Raw genomic sequence first — 19,404 nt, 5'->3', positions numbered from 1 at the left:
TATACCTGGAAATAAAGAATGTCAATCGAGCTCACATGTTCGGTTTACGAGATCCTGTATCGTATATTTCTCTAATACATTCAGAATACTCTGGTCGATTTCCGATGTGATGTCATACATAACCGCTTTCATTTTCAACCCAAAAGGATTCTCACCCGTTGCTTCAGTCATGCTGACGCAGCGCGCTTCATCGATGTGAAGGGCAGCGTAAACTTCGGCGAGTGTAATCTCCTCAGGCCTCTTACTCAAACGGTATCCACCCTCACGTCCTTCACGCGTCTCAATAATATTCTCCCTCGACAAAACCGATAGAATTCGGCGCAGCAAGGTCGCTTCGGATTGTATATCCTGCGCAATATCTGAACTTGGGCACAGGCTCGAATGCTTCGCAAGAATCACAAGTGCTTGTAAGGACAGACTGAATGTTTTATAGGTAGAAGGGCAGGCTTTCGGCTGCTTCTTCGATATCTGTTGTTCTTCCACGGTTCCTTCTCCCTCCTTATTCCCGTTACTTCCCTGCATTGTATCGTAATCCGGAGTTTCCAGCAAGAGCATTGCCCTTCAAAAAATAGAAAAAGGGATGCCCCTTTAGGTCATGAAGACCCTAAAAGAACATCCCTGCGCTAACATTTACAAATACGTATCCATTAGTTCTCTTTGAACCAATCGCCCACGATTAATTGTGCGACCGCAGCGAGCGAACGAATCGTAATCTCGCCCTCATCGAACATATCCGCTTGGGCAATGTTGCTCCAATTCGGATCTGCCGATGTCATACCGAAGTATTTCGCAAGGATCGATAGATCATTGATCGTAATCTTCGTCGCCCCTGGAACCAAGGTAATCAACTTAGATTGGAACGTTACAAGTGCTGTATTCAATGTCGATACTGCCGCATCCACTTGCGACTGCGATGCAGAAGAGCTGTTCTTCACATCCGTTGCCGTCGTGATAGCCGACTGCAACGCAGCTTTGGCTGCTGCTGGATACTGACCGACTTTGTTGCCTGTGACAGCTTTGTTCAGTTGACTTTGTGCATTCGCAATCGCTGTCGTTAATGATGTCTTATCCACTGGTGCCGATGGATTCACCGCGTTGCGGAACGTGTTCACGGCGGCATCCAATGCTGCAAGTGCTGCATTTAATTCTTCCTGGGTAGCAGACGCATTATCACGAACCACACTCGCTGCTGTAATGGCTTGCTGCAAGGCTGCTTTGGCTGCTGCCGGATATTGGCCTGGAGCCGATCCTACGACAGCATTATCATATAAGTTCTGTGCCTGCTGAATCGCTGTAGCCAGGGCAGTTCTGTCTGCTGTTTTCACTTCGATATGCCAAGAAGCTTGGGTGATATCTAATACGTTGGATGTACCATCCGTTGATACATCAAAACCGGATATCGAAACGGATGTTGTGCCTACCGCTGCACTCGATTTTAACGTTCCATGCAACGTCAGCAGCGGTCCCGTTCCATTCACGGCATGATCGGTTCCCGTACTTCCTACAATGACAAGGATCTGGCCTTTGTCCGGTTTGACCCCGGTTGCAAGGATGCCTGCACCTTCCCAGGTCGAGGCAACTGCCGTCTCCGCTAACGCCAAGGTACCATCCGTGTTGGCCTTCGTAGCAAAATCCAATACGTTCGGATCATATTGAACGACGATGCTTCCTGTCGTAAAACCATAGGTTATATTTTTGACGCCCACCGCCAAATCCACAGCGCTGCCCGCATACGACGAAGCCGGTCCCGTTAAGGTCGCTGTATTAGGTGAAGCTGGACCTGCTGGCGTGACCTTAATCGATACATTGATCGTTGCCTCGCCGCCTTTCCCATCCGTTACACGAAAGGTCGCCGTATAATCCCCTGCCGTTTGCGGCGTCCAGGAAAATTCGCGGCTAATTGCATCAAAGGCTGCATCCCCTGGAAGAGAAGGCGCTGTATAGGTCAAGACATCACCATCTGCGTCTGTTGCCTCGATCTGGAATGTTAGGTGCTGCCCTTCTGTTACGCTTTTCGCATCAATAGCCGTAAATATCGGAGCTTGATTGCCTTGGGAGGCTACCTGCACGTCCGCTACCTTTAATAATTTCAATTGGTATGTGCCTTTAAAGATCGATGAAATCCCTGTAATGTCCACCTTCGTTCCAGCCGGGAACGACTGCTTGAAGCTGTCCGCATTGATATTCGTTCTGCTGTCTACTCGGACGCGGCTCGTCACGCCATCCTTCACCAGATCGAATTCAAGGGAATTCGTTACCGTTGCATAATTCTGAACGGTTACATCCTTAAATGTGACTAACGTCCCCTGATTGCTGTCATTCAGAGTTGTCTGGATCGCCGGAACCGCAGCAGGGATATTCGCATTCGCATCCAGCTTCTCCACCTTCGCATCATTCATCAGCTCGACTTCGGTGTTAAAAATCGTCTTTTGCGCTGTGATTTTCACTTTGTCTCCTACGTGAAAGCCTGTCGCTTGGGTAGGATACACGTAGATTCCGGCCGTACCATCCTGCATGTAGAAGCCGGAACCGCCGAAGATCCCAGGCTCAGACGTCACAATACCCTGAACTGTCACATAGGTGTTATCGCTGACTTGTCTAGCTGCCGCAATCGTCGTTAGATCCGGAATGGGTACTTCTGGTGCTCCTTTGCCTGTGCCATAGGCACCTGCTTTGTATGTAGCCGGATCGTACCATTTGTATCCTGCAGCCGGGGTTCCCCACGGTTCTGTGCCTGGAATCTCTACCGAATTAGCTGGATTCTCCAACCCGTTTGTTAACAATGGCGTCGGGGAATCGAGCTTGATGCCTTTATTTTCGAATGTCGCATAATCTTCTTGGAGCGCAAGCCACTCCACCGTCTGCACGAGGAACACACTATTCTGCCCTTCGCTCTTGAAGCCGTCATACGTCGTTTTCTTCGAGCCATTATCTTCACGGACATAACGTGGGGTACTGTCTTCTACTGGAGAGGAATCCCCGATGAACGCAGCTTTTCCCTTCTCCAGCTTCGCGATCGCCGCGAACGGACCTTCATCCACTCCGCCGCCTTTATAGACGCCGCCATTCGGGAAATTTGCCGGATCACTTTTCTCAACCGCATTATTCCAGCCCAATGTCGTCTTCGGTATATAGACAAGCCCTTTGACGCGCGTCGGATCCAGTACCACCATGGTCGAGCCGGCATGCATTTCGACATCATTGACGCCTGCCGTAATGCCGAAGGATTGGTCGTATTTCACCGTATCCGTCTTCGTGAAATCGCCTAACGCATTGTAACGGAAACGTACGCCGAAATTTTGTCCCAGCCAATCGGTGCTGGTCACGCCTTCCATTGCTCCGGATGCCACTTCTGCCGCAGCCATCCCTTTCGCAGGATTGTTATAAGCGCCCCGGCGGTATCCGTTCATGACTTCCGATGAATCCCATCGGTTCAAGTTACGGTCAGCATTGTAATGGTCCGAAATAAAGAAAATACTGCCGCCATCCTTCACATACTGCAGCATCGCTTCTTGCTCGGATGCTTTGAAAGGAATGTTCGCTTCCCCGATCACAAATACGTTATATTGCTTCAGCTTACTCAACGTAATTGCAGGGGTATCATAAGCTTGCGAGGTATACGGAAGCGTTCTTTCGAGCGCATCGACCTGGAACCCCGCCGCCTTCAACCCATCGGCAAAATCCGAGAATGCTCCATCAACTACCCAATCCGCTGCACCGGCTGTCTGCGCATGGGATTGATCGAATAGCACTTTTTTGCCTGTACCGTCGGGGAGGGTTGTGGGAACGCCAATGTTCTCACTCCCTGGGTCAGCTGGATCTGGATTTCCGCCTCCAGGCGTGCCATCCAAGACAAAGCTCGAAGGATTTTTCACGCCGTTTATGCCGCTATATAAGGCAAGCGTGCCTGTTACCTGAACTTTTTTGCCGGCGAGTGTCGGATTGCTCTTCAGACCGTATTGGCTCCGGTAGCTAGCCGTGATCTGAACATCTATGAGTTTCGTTTTATCTGTTTCGCTCGCTGTATCCGCAATTAGAAAGTTGAGATCATCTTGAAAATTAGAAAAAATGGGTTTTGAATTATACACTTCACCTACGATATAACCTTCTACCGTGGCCGTTTCTCCGTTGTTGTTCTTCGCAATCGCTTGTGCGACATTGATCGCTGATGCAGCTGAGGCCGTACCTGGCAGAAAGTTAAGTGCATTGCCGATAAGCAACGAGAGAGCAAAAAATATGGCTCCAAGCCTTCTCAAGTTCTTCCTGTTCCTCATTGTCCCATGTCCCTTCCTTCATCCCAAAATTAGTAGTTTCAACGTCATAACTCTAGCATGTCTAGGTGCATTTTAGTGTTAATATTATGTAAAATATTGCCATTATAGGACACGAAAGCAGAGGCCGTTGACGAATGAAAAGACAACCTCTGCTTGGCAATTCGTTGATTATATGAAGTTCAGGACATGATTATGACGGTAAAAAGTTACCTTGTCATCTACAAGTTCAGGGAGAAGATCCCGAACCCTTTTGCATCAAGTTTTCCCGTGAATTGAATGTGTGGAAATGCTTCAAGATATTTCACAGCCTCCGGCGATGTTGTGAACGTGACAATCGCTTGATTGCCAGGGATCGGCGCCAAAGACCAATTATGGTCCGCGCGAGGGTTAATCTGCCCCTGTTCAATGATGTAATCCATAAGAATCTGACGGTTCTCATCGGCTGAATCTAGAACCAGCTCCGCTTCCTGAATCCTTGGGAATTGCCCCCCGCCAAACGCGCGGTAGTTGTTCATGACAACAATGAATTCCTGATCCGGATTCAATGGCTCTCCTTGATAACGGAGATTCAGGATGCGGCTTGCGTCCTTATTCAACAATTCACCTTCCGGCGAGTACTTGGGCGGCTGCGTGATATCGATTTGATAGGTGATCCCATCGATGACATCGAAATTATATACGGAGAACAGAGGATTTAATAACGGCTGCTCCTCCTTGCGGGACGGATCAATAGTATGGTAAATCCCGGCGGACATCTCTAGCCATTCTTTGACGATTTCCCCTTTCACTTTGACCGCTTTAAGCAAGTTATCATACAAGTACAAGTCGCTTGCACTCTTGATCGCGATCGGGCCTGCTTCAACATCCGTATATTCTGACGGACCATTACGCCCTGCCTTAAACGGCGAACCCACAGAGAGGATCGGTAATTCTTGATATTGCGGCAGCGAGTTCGCGATATATTTCTCGGTATACCAAGTCTGCGCATTCGTCACAATCTGAATGGACGGATCATCCTGCACCAACGCAAAATAACTAAAAATCGGCGCACTCGTCATGCCGATCGGCCCGTTCGCATACTTCACGGTAGCTTCATGAGCTTGTTGGACACGCGCCATAATACCAGCATCCGCATCCACCAAGGCTTTTCTTTGTTCCACATCATAGACCGCCCGGTTCCAAGATTGGCTATCCTCTACGGACCATTGACCTTCATGCTGGACAAGGAATAAATCAATCCCGCCGAGATGACCGCCGCCATATCCCGCTTGAACCGCGGCAACGCCATGAATCTTCCCTTTCACATCATCTACTTCTGGCAAAGGTTGACCCTGCTTGTCTTTGAATTTAGGATCCAAACGGCTGAAATCAACAGCAGGAAACACTTTATGCGTATGGGAAAAGGTAATGGCATCGATGCCAGGCACTTTACTCAGCGATAATACGGCATTCTCCGCACCCTGACGGCCATCGTCGCTGCTATCAAACCCCGTATGCGCCAAAGCGATAATGATATCCGCGCCTTCCTTCTTCATCTGCGGGATGAATTCCATGGCTGTGTCGGTCATGTCTCTTGTCACGACCTGCCCTTGCAGATGAGCTTGATCCCACTCCATGATCTGAGGTGTAACCAGCCCGATAACTCCAATGCGCAGCTCATGCATGTCCCCATTCGTATCCCTGCACGTTTTATTTAGAATCGTGTAGGGCGTGTATTTGTTCTTGCCAAATTCCCTATGGTCCTGGCTCTCATCCACATATATATTGGCATTCACATACGGAAACCGAGCTCCACGAATCATCCGGTCGAGAAATTCGAGCCCATAGTTGAATTCATGGTTACCGAACGTAGCAATATCATAATCCATCTCATTCATCGCGAGATATACGGGGTGAACCGCATCCTCCAATTTCATCAATGGGTCAATTTTAGCGACATAAGTACCCAGCGGCGTGCCTTGGATCAGATCCCCATTATCAACAAGAAGGGTATTCGGCACTTCATCCCGGGCTTGCTTCACCAAGGAAGCGGTTCGAACCAATCCGAGATCCGCGGCGGGTGCGTCTTTATAATAGTCATAGTCCATCACATTCGCATGGATATCCGTTGTTTCGAGAATTCGAAGCTGCAATCGCGGTCTTTGATCATTCATAGTTCCTTCCATCCTCCTCTATAATTCATCCTACTTTCATATGTACTATATTCCCTATCGGTTTGTCACGTTTAATATATTTTTGATTTTATTTACATATAAAGGGATAATTTATATAATTTAGTATTGTCATAAAATTCCAATCATTGTATGATTTTAATGAAGATTTTACATAACCACCCATTCTATTTTACCTTTCTTTTTTTTCTTTGTGCTACGATTTGTTATGTCGGATTGATAGATCTGATATAGGAGATTTAGCAATAGATAAAATTTATTATTTGGAGGGTACCAAGAATGTTTAAAAAAACAATGGCGATCTGCATGACCATCCTTATCGCTGCGAGTCTTGCCGCGTGTGGATCCAAAGAATCATCGAGCTCCGCATACGTACCGAAAGAACTTAACGTACAATTTGTTCCATCTCAAAATGCAGACACCCTTGAAGCCAAAACCAAACCTCTAGAGAAACTCCTTGGTGACAAACTTGGTATTCCCGTTCACGTGACCGTATCCCCAGATTACAACACCATTGTTGAAGCCATGGCATCGAAGCAAGTCGATGTCGGATTCCTACCACCCAATGCTTACGTACTAGCCCATGATAATAAAAAAGCTGTTGACCTTCTGCTCCAAGCCCAACGCTTCGGTGTGGATGATGCAACAGGCCAAGCAACGACCGAAAAAGTAGACTTCTACAAAGCGATGATCGTTGTGCTCAAAGATTCCCCGATCAAAAGTCTGGCAGATTTGAAAGGCAAGAAAATTGGCTGGCAGAACGTTACTTCATCCGCCGGTTATGTATACCCTGCTGCTGAATTGAAAAATGCCGGCGTCGATCCGGATAAAGACGTGCAAGGCGTAACCATCAAAGGTCATGACGCGGCATTAATGGCATTATTGAACGGCCAAGTCGATGCAGTGGCGAACTTCCAAGATGCACGGAATACAGTCCTTAAAGATGTACCGGATGTTTTCGAGAAAACTCGTGTGCTTCATTACACAGCTAAGATTCCTAACGATACAGTAAGCGTTCGTAACGATATGGATCAAAGCTGGAGAGATAAAATCAGCCAAGCGTTCATTGACATCACGAATGATGCAGAAGGTGCACAAATCATCAAAGAAATCTATACCCATGTGGGCTACGTTAAAGGCGACGACAAGAACTTCGATTCGGTACGCGAGTATGCTAAGGCCGTTGGCCAAGAAATCAAGTAATCAAGTTATCATAGCTCAATTGCAGCACCGTTCATGAGCAATCATGGCGGTGTTGTTTCTATTACCTCATTCCTACAGAGAGAGAGTTGGAAACGTATGATTCAATTCAATAATGTATCCAAGACCTACCCCAACGGAACCATCGGGCTGCGCAACATTAATTTGACGATCGAAGAAGGCGAGCTTGTCGTGATTGTCGGGTCATCCGGTGCAGGGAAATCCACGTTGCTTCGGTCGATTAACCGGCTGCATGACATTACAGATGGCGAAATTCAAGTGGACGGCAAATCTATTACGCGTGCCAATGACCGGGAGCTGCGCCGGATGCGCAGAGATATCGGCATGATCTTCCAGAGCTTCAACTTGATTAAGCGAAATACGGTGCTCAACAACGTTCTATCCGGCCGCGTCGCTTACCACTCCACGTTGCGGACGATGTTCGGTATGTTCCCGCGCGAAGATATTGAACTGTCCTTGCATGCGCTGGAACGGGTGAACATCCGCGAAAAGGCGTATATCCGTGCCGATCAACTCTCTGGAGGCCAGCAGCAACGGGTGTCCATTGCCCGGGCATTGGCGCAGGAAGCTAAGATTATTCTAGCGGATGAGCCTGTGGCCTCCCTTGATCCGCTGACTACCCGTCAGGTCATGGATGATCTGCAGCGAATTAATCAGGATATGAAAATTACGACGATTATCAATTTGCATTTCATTGATTTAGCCCGTGAATACGCGACACGGATCATCGGTCTACGCGCGGGTGAAGTGGTCTTCGACGGGCCGCCGGAAGAAGCGACCGACGAAGTCTTTGCCGAAATTTATGGACGATCGATTCGGCATGATGAAATGCTGGGAGGCGAGGTATGAAGCCCGTAACGCCTGCGTCAGGCAAGAAATCTCCCCCTGATATGCAGCTTACAACCCAACGTTACAAGCGAATTGCTACATGGCTGCTGATTGTTATCGTACTCGTGCTTTGTTCTATCCAAACAAAAGTTACGCCTTACCAGTTAATTGTTGGTTTGCCGCAGATGGGTTCTCTTCTTCAGGAAATGATCCCTCCCGATTGGAGTTACGTGCCGACGATCTGGGGGCCGATGCTTGAGACCATTCAAATTGCGATCGTCGGTACAACGTTAGGGGGCATTATCGCCGTTCCCGTTGCGCTTCTATGTGCTTATAACATCATGCCGAACAAGCTCGTCTCAATTCCAATGCGCATCGTTCTGAATCTCGTACGCACGGTTCCCGATTTACTCTTTGCCTCGATTTTCGTCGCGATCTTCGGTATCGGTCCCTTCGCAGGGATGCTGGCGCTCGTATTCTTCTCCTTCGGAATCATTGCGAAGCTTACCTTCGAAGCCATCGAAGCCATCGATCCGGGACCGCTGGAAGCGATGACGGCCGTAGGAGCCAGCCGCATGCAAGTCATTATTTTTGGCGTCGTGCCGCAGGCGCTTCCGTATTTCATCTCCTATTTTCTCTATACGTTTGAGGTCAACATCCGTGCAGCCTCTGTATTAGGGTTAGTAGGAGCTGGAGGAATCGGCCTATTGCTCGATCGTTCACTTGGACTCTTCCGTTATGATCGCGCATCCATGATCATTCTGCTTACACTCGTCATTGTGCTTGTCATTGATTACGGCAGCACGAGAATTCGGAGGAAATTGCTATGAGAGGGACAACGTCATATAAACCGATGGGTGCCCGGATTCGCTTCTGGGTGATCGCTATTGTCATTCTTGCTATTTATTATTGGGCTTTCCAAGGGATGCACTTCGAAGGTATTCAGGCGACGACCAAATCCGTATCGTTGTCGATATTGGATGGGTTTCTTCATCCCGATTGGGCCTATGTATACATTCCGGAAGGCGAAGATTTGCTTCGCGGCTTACTGGATACGCTTATCATTTCGATTCTCGGTACGTTCGTATCCGCATTTCTCTGTATTCCTTTCGCTTTCTGGGCTTCGACGAACATGAGCAAACGTATCGCAGTATCTGGAAGCGGCAAAGCTGTTCTAAGCTTTATCCGTGTCTTCCCGGAAATTATCGTTGCCATTCTATTCATCAAAGCCGTCGGACCTGGTGCATTCGCGGGTGTTCTCGCGCTTGGCATTCACTCCATCGGCATGCTGGCGAAGTTATATTCCGAAACCATCGAGAGTATCGATTCCGGACCGCAGGAAGCTTTAATTGCCAGCGGAGCGAATCGCCTGCAAGTATTGCGATACGCTGTACTGCCGCAAGTCATTCCGCAGTTCCTTTCCTACTCGCTCTACCGCTTCGAAATCAATATTCGTTCAGCAACAACGCTCGGTCTTGTTGGCGCAGGCGGAATTGGTACGCCATTGATCTTTGCGCTGCAAGTGCGGAATTGGAATCGCGTGGGCGTTATCCTTCTTGGCATTGTCGTGTTGATCATTCTTACCGACCTCATCTCCGGATGGCTCCGCAAACGGATTATTTAATACTAGTTTTACGATGTGAAGAAGATATAGGCGATCCTATAAGGTCTAAGATGACCTCAGGGATCGTCTTTTTTTATTTCGCAACCATGCATGGTAGCGAATGTTACAAACCTTTGAATAATATCTGAAAAATATCCATTATATTGAAATTTTTTCTGAAAATGAGAATATGACATCAAATGCGAGCATTCGACTGAAAAGGGGCATTGTATACGTTTACTTTCATTTCAGCTCAGTTTTACAGATATAGATAAATTAGGTTAATTTGGTAATTGACTATATGTTGACTACAACCATAAGAAAAGTGGGTATAAATGTAGATTTTGTAAAGGAGTGAGCAGCTTGTACTATTTTTTATTTGTGTCCACCATGGTTTTCCTTGTGTTTCAGCTTTTGTATACGGTCATCCCCCTATTTTTCAGTAAGGTACAAGAGCTTAAAGCAGATTTGACCGAGAAATCCATATCCGTTCTCGTTCCTGCGTATAACGAAGAGCTAACGATTGGGAATTGTATTGATGCCATGCAAGGTCTCCTTTACGAAAACCTCGAAATTTTGATCATAAACGACGGCTCTAAGGACGGCACCTTTTTCAAGCTGGATACGTTATTAGACTTGCAGCTTGATCATCGAAAAGCAGATAACAAATTGACATACAACGCGATTCAAGGGATATACAGGTCTAGGTACTACCCCAACATCTATGTCATTGATAAGCTCAATGGCGGCAAAGCAGATTCACTGAATGCGGGCATCGACTGTGCACAAGGAGAGATTGTAGTGACGTTGGATGCAGATAGCATGCTTGAGGTCCATTCGATGAAATACGTGAATCAATACTTCCACGATCCTGAGATTATCGCGCTGGGAGGTACCGTGAAGATTGTCCAAGGTGCAGAGAAGAAGGATGGCATCATTATCGAGAAATTTAAAGGCAAGGGGCTGGTTAAGAGTCAGATCATCAGCTATATTCATAGCTTTTATGTCCGTAAGCTCACGCAGTCCTTCTTCAATTCGATCGTGGTAATATCCGGAGCCTTTGGGGCATTTTATAAGGACATTCTCGTTCAAGTGAATGGTTTTCGGAGTACGGTTGGAGAGGACATCGATATCACCCTCAAAATCCACCAATACATAAAGGCTAACCAATTGAAGAAAAAGCTTGTATATGCTCCGGAAGCCGTATGTTATACGGAATGCCCCGAGAACATCAAAAATTTCTACAAACAGCGCATCCGATGGCAGAAGGCTTTTGTGGATTGCATCTTGATTTATTGGTCCAAATTATCGCAAAAGTTCAGTATCGGCGTCAGTTTGTTTTTTGCAATAGACGGCTTTATCTTAGGTACCCTTACCGCTTTTACGACGGTTTTTTATGTCGCTCAAGCACTGATTATCGGAGATAACTTACTTAAGGCATTAACCCTGCTCGCCGTAACATTGGGTATCAACGCCGTTCAGATCGTAATTTCTTTATACTTGTGCAACAAATTCAATAGCCATTATTCTCTGAAGGATTATGTGAAAATGTTCTTGTTCAGTCAGCTTGAACTCTTATCTTATCGAAATTTGCTTTTGTATATTAATATTGTCGGCACTATGAAATACTTTGACAACGATGAAGGCTGGGGGTTTGTTGAACGTAAAGGTGTTGCCGCGATCAGTCAGAATATGACGGCTCGTTCCCAATAAGCTGCCCAGGAGGCCATTATGAACAGTGTATTCCAAAACAAACGTATCGTTTATATAGACATGCTAAGAATTCTATCCATTATAGCCGTCATCATTCTTCATATTACGGCAGACCTGCTCACACGGACGAATGATTTTAACACAACTTCCTGGTGGGTCAGCAACATATTCAATTCAGTCTCTCGTTTTGCAGTTCCTGTATTCTTCATGATTAGCGGTGCTATGATATTGCGTGTGGAGATCAAGTCTTACAGGGATTTCTATAAGAAAAGAGTCTTGCCCCTGCTGATCCCACTGCTAAGCTGGTCCTTCATTTACGGCTGGTACAATCAGTATTACATCTTAAAAAGCAATATGGGCGTGGGTGAATTCCTGCTCGACTTCGGCTATAAACTGCTGGTTGATCGCAATTATGTTCATTTATGGTTCCTCTATGCCATCATAGCCATCTATTCGACTGTTCCACTGATTAGTAAGCTGGTCAAGAGCTGCACCGAAAAGGATATTCGGTATTATCTCATCCTATGGTTTATCGTTAGTGTAATCTACCGATTTGCCTCGGAAGTGATCTTCCGATGGACCAATCACTATATCGATATTTCTATTATGAATATCCCAATGTTTATGGGCTTTCTCGGGTACTTCATCCTTGGGTATTATGTATACAATTATGATCTGCCTATCAAATGGAAAAATTCATTATATAATTTAGGCTTTATCTCGTTCTTCCTCACACCGATCTTAACCTACTTTGCTTCAAAGCATAGCGGGATACTCGATGAGATGTTCTACGGTAACTATTCCATCACGACCTTCTTCATGGCCATGGCGATGTTTATTTATTTCAAAGAAAAAGAAACGTCGATCCATGATAAAACCAACTATAAAATCAAAAAAATCATTAGCTCCATCTCCAAAGCAAGCTTTAGCATCTACTTGATCCACTTGCTTGTTGAACTCATGGTCACCCAACGCATTGAAGTTGAAGCTACGCTGCTAGAGACCCTCTTCAGCTTGCTCTTCAACATCATTATAATTTTCACGATTAGCTATATCGCGGTTAAGGTCTTGAACTTAAACAAATGGGTTACCCATGTATTATTTGGCGGAAGAGGGTAGATGGTCATGAAAATAAGTATTTACTCCAAAGCCTTTATCGCTCTGTTACTCGTTAGTATGGGGATTTATTATTATCAGATTGTACATGCTGAAGAGCGAAAAATTTCCTCGGTATACATTGAAGCTTGGCGCGACCCGAAGGACATCGATTTAACGGGGAAAAAGGTCGATATTGCTTTTATCGCCTTTGCGAAGATTGACGGCACCAACTTGTATTTTCACAAGGACGCCAGCGCCAATCATCAAATCATAGAAAATATAAAGAAACTTAAGGAAAACAACAAAGGGACCAAAATGGTGCTGGCTGTTGGTGGATATGGCGTGGATGGATTCTCTGACGCTACACTGGATGGTAATCGATATTTATTCACAGAAAGCATCATCAATATGGTCAAGGAGTTGGACTTGGACGGGGTGGATATTGATTGGGAATATCCAGCCTTCGATGCATGGGATACACAAAAGGCTCGTGCGATAGATACCCAAAACTTCACCAGCCTCATGAGAGAATTAAGAGAAAAATTAAATCGTCTCCCGCACAAAAATAAATCGTATTTACTGACGTTTGCCTCAGGTACACAAGACTGGTATTTCAAAAAGGTAGAGGTCAAAAAAGTAGAAAAGTATGTGGATTACATTAATGTGATGACTTATGACATGACGGGCAGATGGTCCGATACAACAGGGTACAATTCAAATCTGTATCCCGACCAATACAAGAAGTCTAAGATGAGCATAGACAGCGTCATAAACCAGTATCTTGCACATAAAATTGACAGTAGGAAATTGCTGCTTGGTATTCCTGCCTATTCCTATGGTTGGAAGGGTGTAAAAGGGAATGCCAACGGGGCATTTACTTCGGGTCAGCCTGTAGATATCGAGAAGGTGGATTTGAGTTATAAGACGATCGTGAAGAAGTATCTGAACCAAAATAGGTTTAAGCGTTACTATGATGAGCAGGCCAAAGCGGCTTATTTGTACAATGGTGACATGTATATCAGTTATGAAGATCAAGAGGCCCTGAAAGAAAAAGTAAAGTACATCAAGGATAAGGATCTTGGTGGTGCGATGGTATGGGAATATAGTCAGGATGCGGAAGATGGTATTGTGAAATACTTGTCCACCCATCTTAATACAGAAAAGTAGTGGCACACCAAATGTCACATATCTGTAGAATTTGGTTCCATGGGAGATAATTCCTTCGACAACATAGTTGATAGATCAAAGAACTCGCAGTACAATAATCAGCGATACCTTTAAGGTAACATCTTATGTGATTTTGCAATAGAAAGGTCCTGATTGTATGAACAAATTTATGCATCGAATTCCTAAGCAAGTTCTTCACTGGGCGCCCCTTGCGTTGATGTTGGTATTCCCGGTGCTTGGGGATCTATACCATCTCGTGAACAAGCCATCTGAACAGGTCTATTCCCTGATGACCACTGTAGATGAATCTATCCCGTTTATTAAATACTTCGCATTGCCATACGGCGTATGGATCTTCTACATCTACGTCTGTATCGTCTACTTCTTCATGCGAGACCGAACGGCCTATTACCGCGCGATGCTGTTGTATACCGTCTGTGCTCTTACTTGCTATGCGATCTATTTAGTGTTCCAGACGACGGTGCCACGGCCTGAGGTGTTAGGCAGTGATCCATTCTCCCAGTTGGTAAGATTCATCTATAATCGAGATCAGCCGTTTAACTGCTTCCCGAGCATTCATTGCTTCTCCAGCTACATGGTCATGCGCTTAATGCTGAAGAGCCCTGCACGTAACCGTGTGAATACGACGTTGATTAGCGGGATGTCCCTGCTCATTATCGCTTCCACACTGTTCGTGAAGCAGCATGTCGTATGGGATGTCATCAGCGGTATCGCCCTTGTAGAGATTTATTATTTCCTCTTCTACACCATGCCTGCACTCTACCGCAGTCGGTCCGCGAGACAGCAGCAGCGTCAAGGACTTGAAGCTTAGTACCGCTGACGTCGTCAAATTCAAAACGGCTGTATCCCTGCAACTTAAGGCAAGGATACAGCCGTTTCTTTAATTTTGATGTTAATGGATCTTACGAACGGATTCGCCTTGAACCAGTGTTACGTAAATCCGTTCATGTTCGATGCTGTCCCCGACAATCAACTTCAACAATTGCTCCGCTGCCAGCGAGCCCCATTTCTTCTTGGAATAATTAATCGTCGACAAGCGGGGCTGCGTGTACTCGGCCAATTCGATATTATCAAATCCAACGAGATGAATATGCTCCCCAATCCGATATTCCGTGGATGATACGTAATTGTAGATCCCAATAGCCATCTCATCATTGAGGCAAAATACACCGACCGGCTCCGTGTACTCATCGAGAATCTGTCGTGCTGCTAGTTCACCAGCTGATTTATTGAAATCCCCCGATATCTCCTCATATGTAACCCCTTGTGTGCGTCCAATGGATTGCATCGCCGCTTGCAAGCGCTGTCTAGAATCATAAGAACCTTTGGGTCCAGAAACCACATAGAGCTTACGATGACCCTGTTCAATCAAGAATTCCATCGCTAACGTGGCCCCAGCCTTATTATCCAATAACACTTGATTCACGTTCGGGTGCTGCAATTCCCGGTCTAGAACGACAATCTTATGCCCGCGTTCCGCATACTTTAATAGCTCATCACTATCAAATGTCTCGTCTAGTATAATCGCACCATCAATGATACGCTCCGGCAGCATGCGATGCGATTCCTTCCCGCTGCACACAATAAGATCATAATCCTTCTGATTCAATATCTCCTTGATTCCTTGCAATAAATCGCCGTAGAAAGCACCGCTGAAATCGGTCAGGAACACGCCAATAATGCGAGACTCCTTCTTCTTTAAGGATCGAGCTGCAGCATTGGGAATATAATTCAACTCCTTGGCAATCGCCATTACGCGCGCGCTCGTCTCTTCTGTTACCTTAGGACTCCCGTTGAGAGCGTATGACACCGTGGAGACAGAAACCCCGGCTTTTTTTGCGATATCCTTAATACTAACCACTACATTCGCTCCTATCTGACTTTCCATCCCACTTTTCTATAAATATACCATAAAAGATTGGCAACCTATGCAGGTCGCCAATCTTAAATTTTTTACATAAACACTTCGATACGGTTCGTACCCTCTATCGCGAGTTTGTCAAAGTCTTGCTGCTTCACGCGAAGTCCGCCCGTACGATATCGATTATCTTCGACTTCTGTCGCTACTTCCTGCCCATTGATAAGAATACGCTCTACAGGGCCTCCCGTCAGATGGTATACGACTTGCACCATCCGTTCATTCACACGGAAATCGAACTTCAACCCGTTCAACCCCGTAGGAAGAACCGGATCGAGAATCAAATCTCCGCCTTCCTGACGAAGACCAAGCGCATTGGAAATCAATTGGTTCATGTAGATTCCAGGACCGCTGGAATAAATACGCCATCCGCCTTTTACCTGAACCGTTCCTTGACGAAGCTCGTCAAAATGCTCTTGTGCTTCATAACGCGTGTTGAACTTCCCATCTGAGCTGCTGAAGTATGCATTGCTCTGACGAAGTTCGGCATTCGGAACGACACGTTGAATACCAACCGGATTGATCATGAGCAATCCTTTCCACACTTCATTCGACTTCCCGAATTTCGCCATGGATTCTACGTAACGAATATGCGCATGCACGTATTGCAACCCAACCTCGCGACCAAAATTCGCCGCTTGTTCCGCACGTTTGAAGTTCGTACTCACACCGCCAGCGTAATGTGCCGGATGATTCATTAATCGTACGCCATCTGGGCAATACATATGCTCTTTAATCAAATCGTAATGAGATGCAGCTTGCTCAGGCGTCAATAATTCACTAATAATGCTGCGTGTCATCGGAAGTAGGCGATATTGAATGCCCGTCTTCGTGTCTGTCGGATGCAGCATCAGCTCTGCCTGACCTTGTTCTTCCATGTAGACAAACCCAGGGATTACGCCCGTGTCTAACATGTACGTTTGGAAGTCGCGCTTGATGCCTTCGGCAAGTTCATGCAATTCAGAGGACAGTTGAGCTTCTTCTGTTGACAATATGGAAGATAAGCGGTTCATCACTTGATACGTCAACGCGACCGTCCAGCTGCTGATCATATATTTCTTCAATTGGGCGTTGGCAGGCTGCAACGTATCATCCCAATCTCCGTCGCCATAAGAGCTGAGGTACGTATCATGCAAGAAGTTATTTTTAATATACTCGATTTCTTTCTTCGCATGATCCAACAACGTTGCTTTATGATCCGTGAATTCGAACGTATGACGAACCGTATACGGCAATTCCACCTTCAATACGTCAAAATCTTGCGTAGCGAAAAGATAATCGCCTAACACTTTTAATGGCCAGACGATAATATCCCCATGGCTTTCTTCTTGCTGTATACGACTGTATTTATCGAACATGAACCATTGCGGCCAGTTCCCATCATCTTCGTACTGATGCGAATAAAGGGTCGTAAGAATATTGCGAACCTCTTCATACTTATGGGTTGCCATAAAGTATTCTGTCGGTCCTTGACAGACATCCCGCGTCCCCCAAGCTGCGCCGCCGTATTGCTCAAGCCCGTGAGGAACCGAGTAATGTACCAACATATTGTGTGTATACCACCATGCCAGTGCATTTACCTTCTGCAGATCCTCCGTCTCGCCAGCTTCTTGGGAAAGATGGAATCCATTCATCACCGAACGGTAGAACTCGCGGTATTTGCTGATTTCTTCCTCAGCGGAATGGGTTACGACAGGCAAATCTTCTCCGTCAAGAAGTCCTTGCATCGTCATGACCCAATCACTGCTCTCGTTCAATTCGAAGACAGCAAGGGAGGCAGCCTGAGAATCCATATTCGGACCGAATTTCTTCTCATCCGTCACTTGGAAAGAAGCACCCTCTAAGTGGAAGGAGTAACGTAGGTTAGGATATACCGAAGCACTCTCCGCCTTTGCATCTGCCGTAAACGATACCTTGGAACCTTCATGCTCCATATGGTAATCCACTTCGTATTCGTTATTGTTCATCGTCACTTGATTCGTAACTAACCAGCGGTATCCGCGCCCCTTCTCGGAGTGGACATGAAGCATCACTTCAGGCGTATCGAGCGCCGAGTAATTCGTAATCACGATAACATCATCTTCTGTTTTGTAGAACCAACGCGCGTAATTGAAGCCCATTTCAAACCACGAAGGCATCGTTAACAGCTGATATTTTCCGTCACGTTCCACATAGATGCGTTGTCCCGACGTCTTCATCATATTGAGAGCGCTTCTTGCATTTGTTAGCATTTTATTGAACGACGTGTTCCCGATAACCAACTGGGAGTTAAAAATCCCGTACATATAAGAGGTCGTCGTAAGTACTGGGGTATCTAACTGCACATTATTCCCCGTCATGAGAATATGTCCATGCGGACGTTCAACCAACAATTCTTTTTCCTTCAATACAACATGTTCTTGTCCTGCCGTGAAGAAAGCAAGCAGTGTATCCTCTTGGTACTCCTCATTATGACGAGCTGGATAATACTGTTCCAGTTCTTGTGCGGATATGGATCCGGTCTTCAGAGGTTCTCCAAATATCGGGTTCCGTGTCAGCTGCGGCACATTGCGATCTGCCGTTACGCTGCGCTCCAACACCGAACTCCATGCAGCTTGTACTTCATCTTGATATTCCAGCGCTGTAACAGCTGCCGCATGATCCTTCTTGTACAGACCATAGAATACAAAACGTGCGGACCCGTCGAGAGATACTCGCTCCGATTGAAGTGCCGTATACGCGAATTCGTATTGGTAGACTTCATTTTTCAGGGATGCTTGGCTTAGAATTTCAGGTTGATTCGTTTCTTTATAAGACAACCCAAAGAATTGGAAACCGTCTGTGGAGTATCCTTTCGCCTTCGTGATAGAGCCCTGTTGAAGGTAAGGGAACACACCGCCTTGCTGCGGTTGATTCTGACGGGAACATACAATGTAACCCTTGCTATCATCTTCGAACACCGCATGATCAATATATTGCGATAGATACGCTTCGTTCGTGCGAATCGCGCCGCGATGCGCAATCCCCACATCCTGACCATAAATGAGATCCACGTTGGCGTCGGTTCCGTTCACGCGTACATCCCAGAACCAAATGCCTTGATCCGTTAGTGTGAAAACAACGGTATAACTCAAATCACCTGCTTCGCCTTCCCACACCACTTGTGTATCCGAATGTCTTACGCGGCTGTTCGATTGAATGCCTAGTAACGGAATAACACGTATGCCTGTGGCTTCAAATACGCGCAGGTATAAATTATTCATTGAACCATCAATGACGTTCGCCAACCATTGATTGACCATCATGTCTTCCTGATGGATCTGATAGATATCGCCGCTTGGCAAAAATTTAAATGATAAAGGACCGTTTTGAATCTCAAACAAAACGCGGTTAGGTGCTATCATGGATTCC

General features: G+C 46.1%; 13 protein-coding genes. 8 read left to right on the top strand and 5 right to left on the bottom strand.

From position 1 onward, the window contains the following. Positions 1–21: 21 nt before the first annotated feature. The 3 genes from BVG16_RS10185 to BVG16_RS10175 form a co-directional block, all read right to left on the bottom strand. The gene (locus BVG16_RS10185; protein WP_233146975.1) at positions 22–483 is read right to left on the bottom strand and encodes an RrF2 family transcriptional regulator; all 462 of its coding nucleotides are present in this window, start codon (positions 481–483) and stop codon (positions 22–24) included. Positions 484–647: 164 nt separating this feature from the next. Next, complete coding sequence (locus BVG16_RS32405) at positions 648–4,274, bottom strand: DUF6359 domain-containing protein (RefSeq protein ID WP_144027341.1); 3,627 nt, start codon at positions 4,272–4,274, stop codon at positions 648–650. 218 nt (positions 4,275–4,492) lie between these two features. Further along, a complete protein-coding gene (locus tag BVG16_RS10175) occupies positions 4,493–6,427 on the bottom strand; it encodes a bifunctional 2',3'-cyclic-nucleotide 2'-phosphodiesterase/3'-nucleotidase (protein ID WP_144027340.1) in 1,935 nt (644 codons plus the stop codon). A gap of 297 nt (positions 6,428–6,724) precedes the next feature. Here BVG16_RS10175 and BVG16_RS10170 point away from each other — a divergent pair, with 297 nt between their 5' ends. From BVG16_RS10170 to BVG16_RS10135, 8 genes are all read left to right on the top strand, one after another. Beyond that, positions 6,725–7,648: a phosphate/phosphite/phosphonate ABC transporter substrate-binding protein gene (locus BVG16_RS10170; protein ID WP_078498427.1), complete on the top strand. Its 924-nt coding sequence runs from the start codon at positions 6,725–6,727 to the stop codon at positions 7,646–7,648. A gap of 96 nt (positions 7,649–7,744) precedes the next feature. Further along, positions 7,745–8,515, top strand: coding sequence for a phosphonate ABC transporter ATP-binding protein (gene phnC, locus BVG16_RS10165; RefSeq protein WP_078498426.1), 771 nt, complete (start codon positions 7,745–7,747; stop codon positions 8,513–8,515). Further along, on the top strand, positions 8,512–9,324 hold the full coding sequence (phnE, locus tag BVG16_RS10160; RefSeq protein WP_078498425.1) for a phosphonate ABC transporter, permease protein PhnE: 813 nt from the start codon (positions 8,512–8,514) through the stop codon (positions 9,322–9,324). The genes phnC and phnE (BVG16_RS10160) overlap by 4 nt, the downstream gene beginning before the upstream one ends. Continuing rightward, entirely contained in the window at positions 9,321–10,118 is a 798-nt protein-coding gene (gene phnE / locus BVG16_RS10155) for a phosphonate ABC transporter, permease protein PhnE (protein ID WP_078498424.1), read from the top strand. Before phnE (BVG16_RS10160) ends, phnE (BVG16_RS10155) begins: the two co-directional genes overlap by 4 nt. Positions 10,119–10,460: 342 nt before the next feature. Beyond that, the gene (locus tag BVG16_RS10150; RefSeq protein WP_144027339.1) at positions 10,461–11,810 is read left to right on the top strand and encodes a glycosyltransferase family 2 protein; all 1,350 of its coding nucleotides are present in this window, start codon (positions 10,461–10,463) and stop codon (positions 11,808–11,810) included. 18 nt (positions 11,811–11,828) lie between these two features. Beyond that, the gene (locus BVG16_RS10145) at positions 11,829–12,929 is read left to right on the top strand and encodes an acyltransferase (RefSeq protein ID WP_078498423.1); all 1,101 of its coding nucleotides are present in this window, start codon (positions 11,829–11,831) and stop codon (positions 12,927–12,929) included. Between the two features lie 6 nt (positions 12,930–12,935). Then, positions 12,936–14,075, top strand: a complete 1,140-nt coding sequence (locus BVG16_RS10140) for a glycoside hydrolase family 18 protein (RefSeq protein ID WP_078498513.1) — start codon at positions 12,936–12,938, stop codon at positions 14,073–14,075. A 157-nt stretch (positions 14,076–14,232) separates the two neighbouring features. Next, positions 14,233–14,907 carry a phosphatase PAP2 family protein gene (locus BVG16_RS10135; RefSeq protein ID WP_078498422.1) on the top strand — a complete coding sequence of 225 codons (675 nt, stop codon included), beginning with the start codon at positions 14,233–14,235 and terminating at the stop codon, positions 14,905–14,907. Positions 14,908–14,988: 81 nt separating this feature from the next. Here BVG16_RS10135 and BVG16_RS10130 read toward each other — a convergent pair whose 3' ends face one another. Both BVG16_RS10130 and BVG16_RS10125 read right to left on the bottom strand, forming a co-directional pair. Then, on the bottom strand, positions 14,989–15,957 hold the full coding sequence (locus BVG16_RS10130; RefSeq protein WP_078498421.1) for a LacI family DNA-binding transcriptional regulator: 969 nt from the start codon (positions 15,955–15,957) through the stop codon (positions 14,989–14,991). A gap of 92 nt (positions 15,958–16,049) precedes the next feature. Beyond that, positions 16,050–19,397, bottom strand: coding sequence for a cellobiose phosphorylase (locus BVG16_RS10125; protein ID WP_078498420.1), 3,348 nt, complete (start codon positions 19,395–19,397; stop codon positions 16,050–16,052). Between the last annotated feature and the right edge of the window lie 7 nt (positions 19,398–19,404).

Source organism: Paenibacillus selenitireducens, from assembly GCF_002021565.1.
GTDB classification, from domain to species: domain Bacteria; phylum Bacillota; class Bacilli; order Paenibacillales; family Paenibacillaceae; genus Paenibacillus_K; species Paenibacillus_K selenitireducens.
This window is presented reverse-complemented; position numbering and strand designations above follow the sequence as displayed.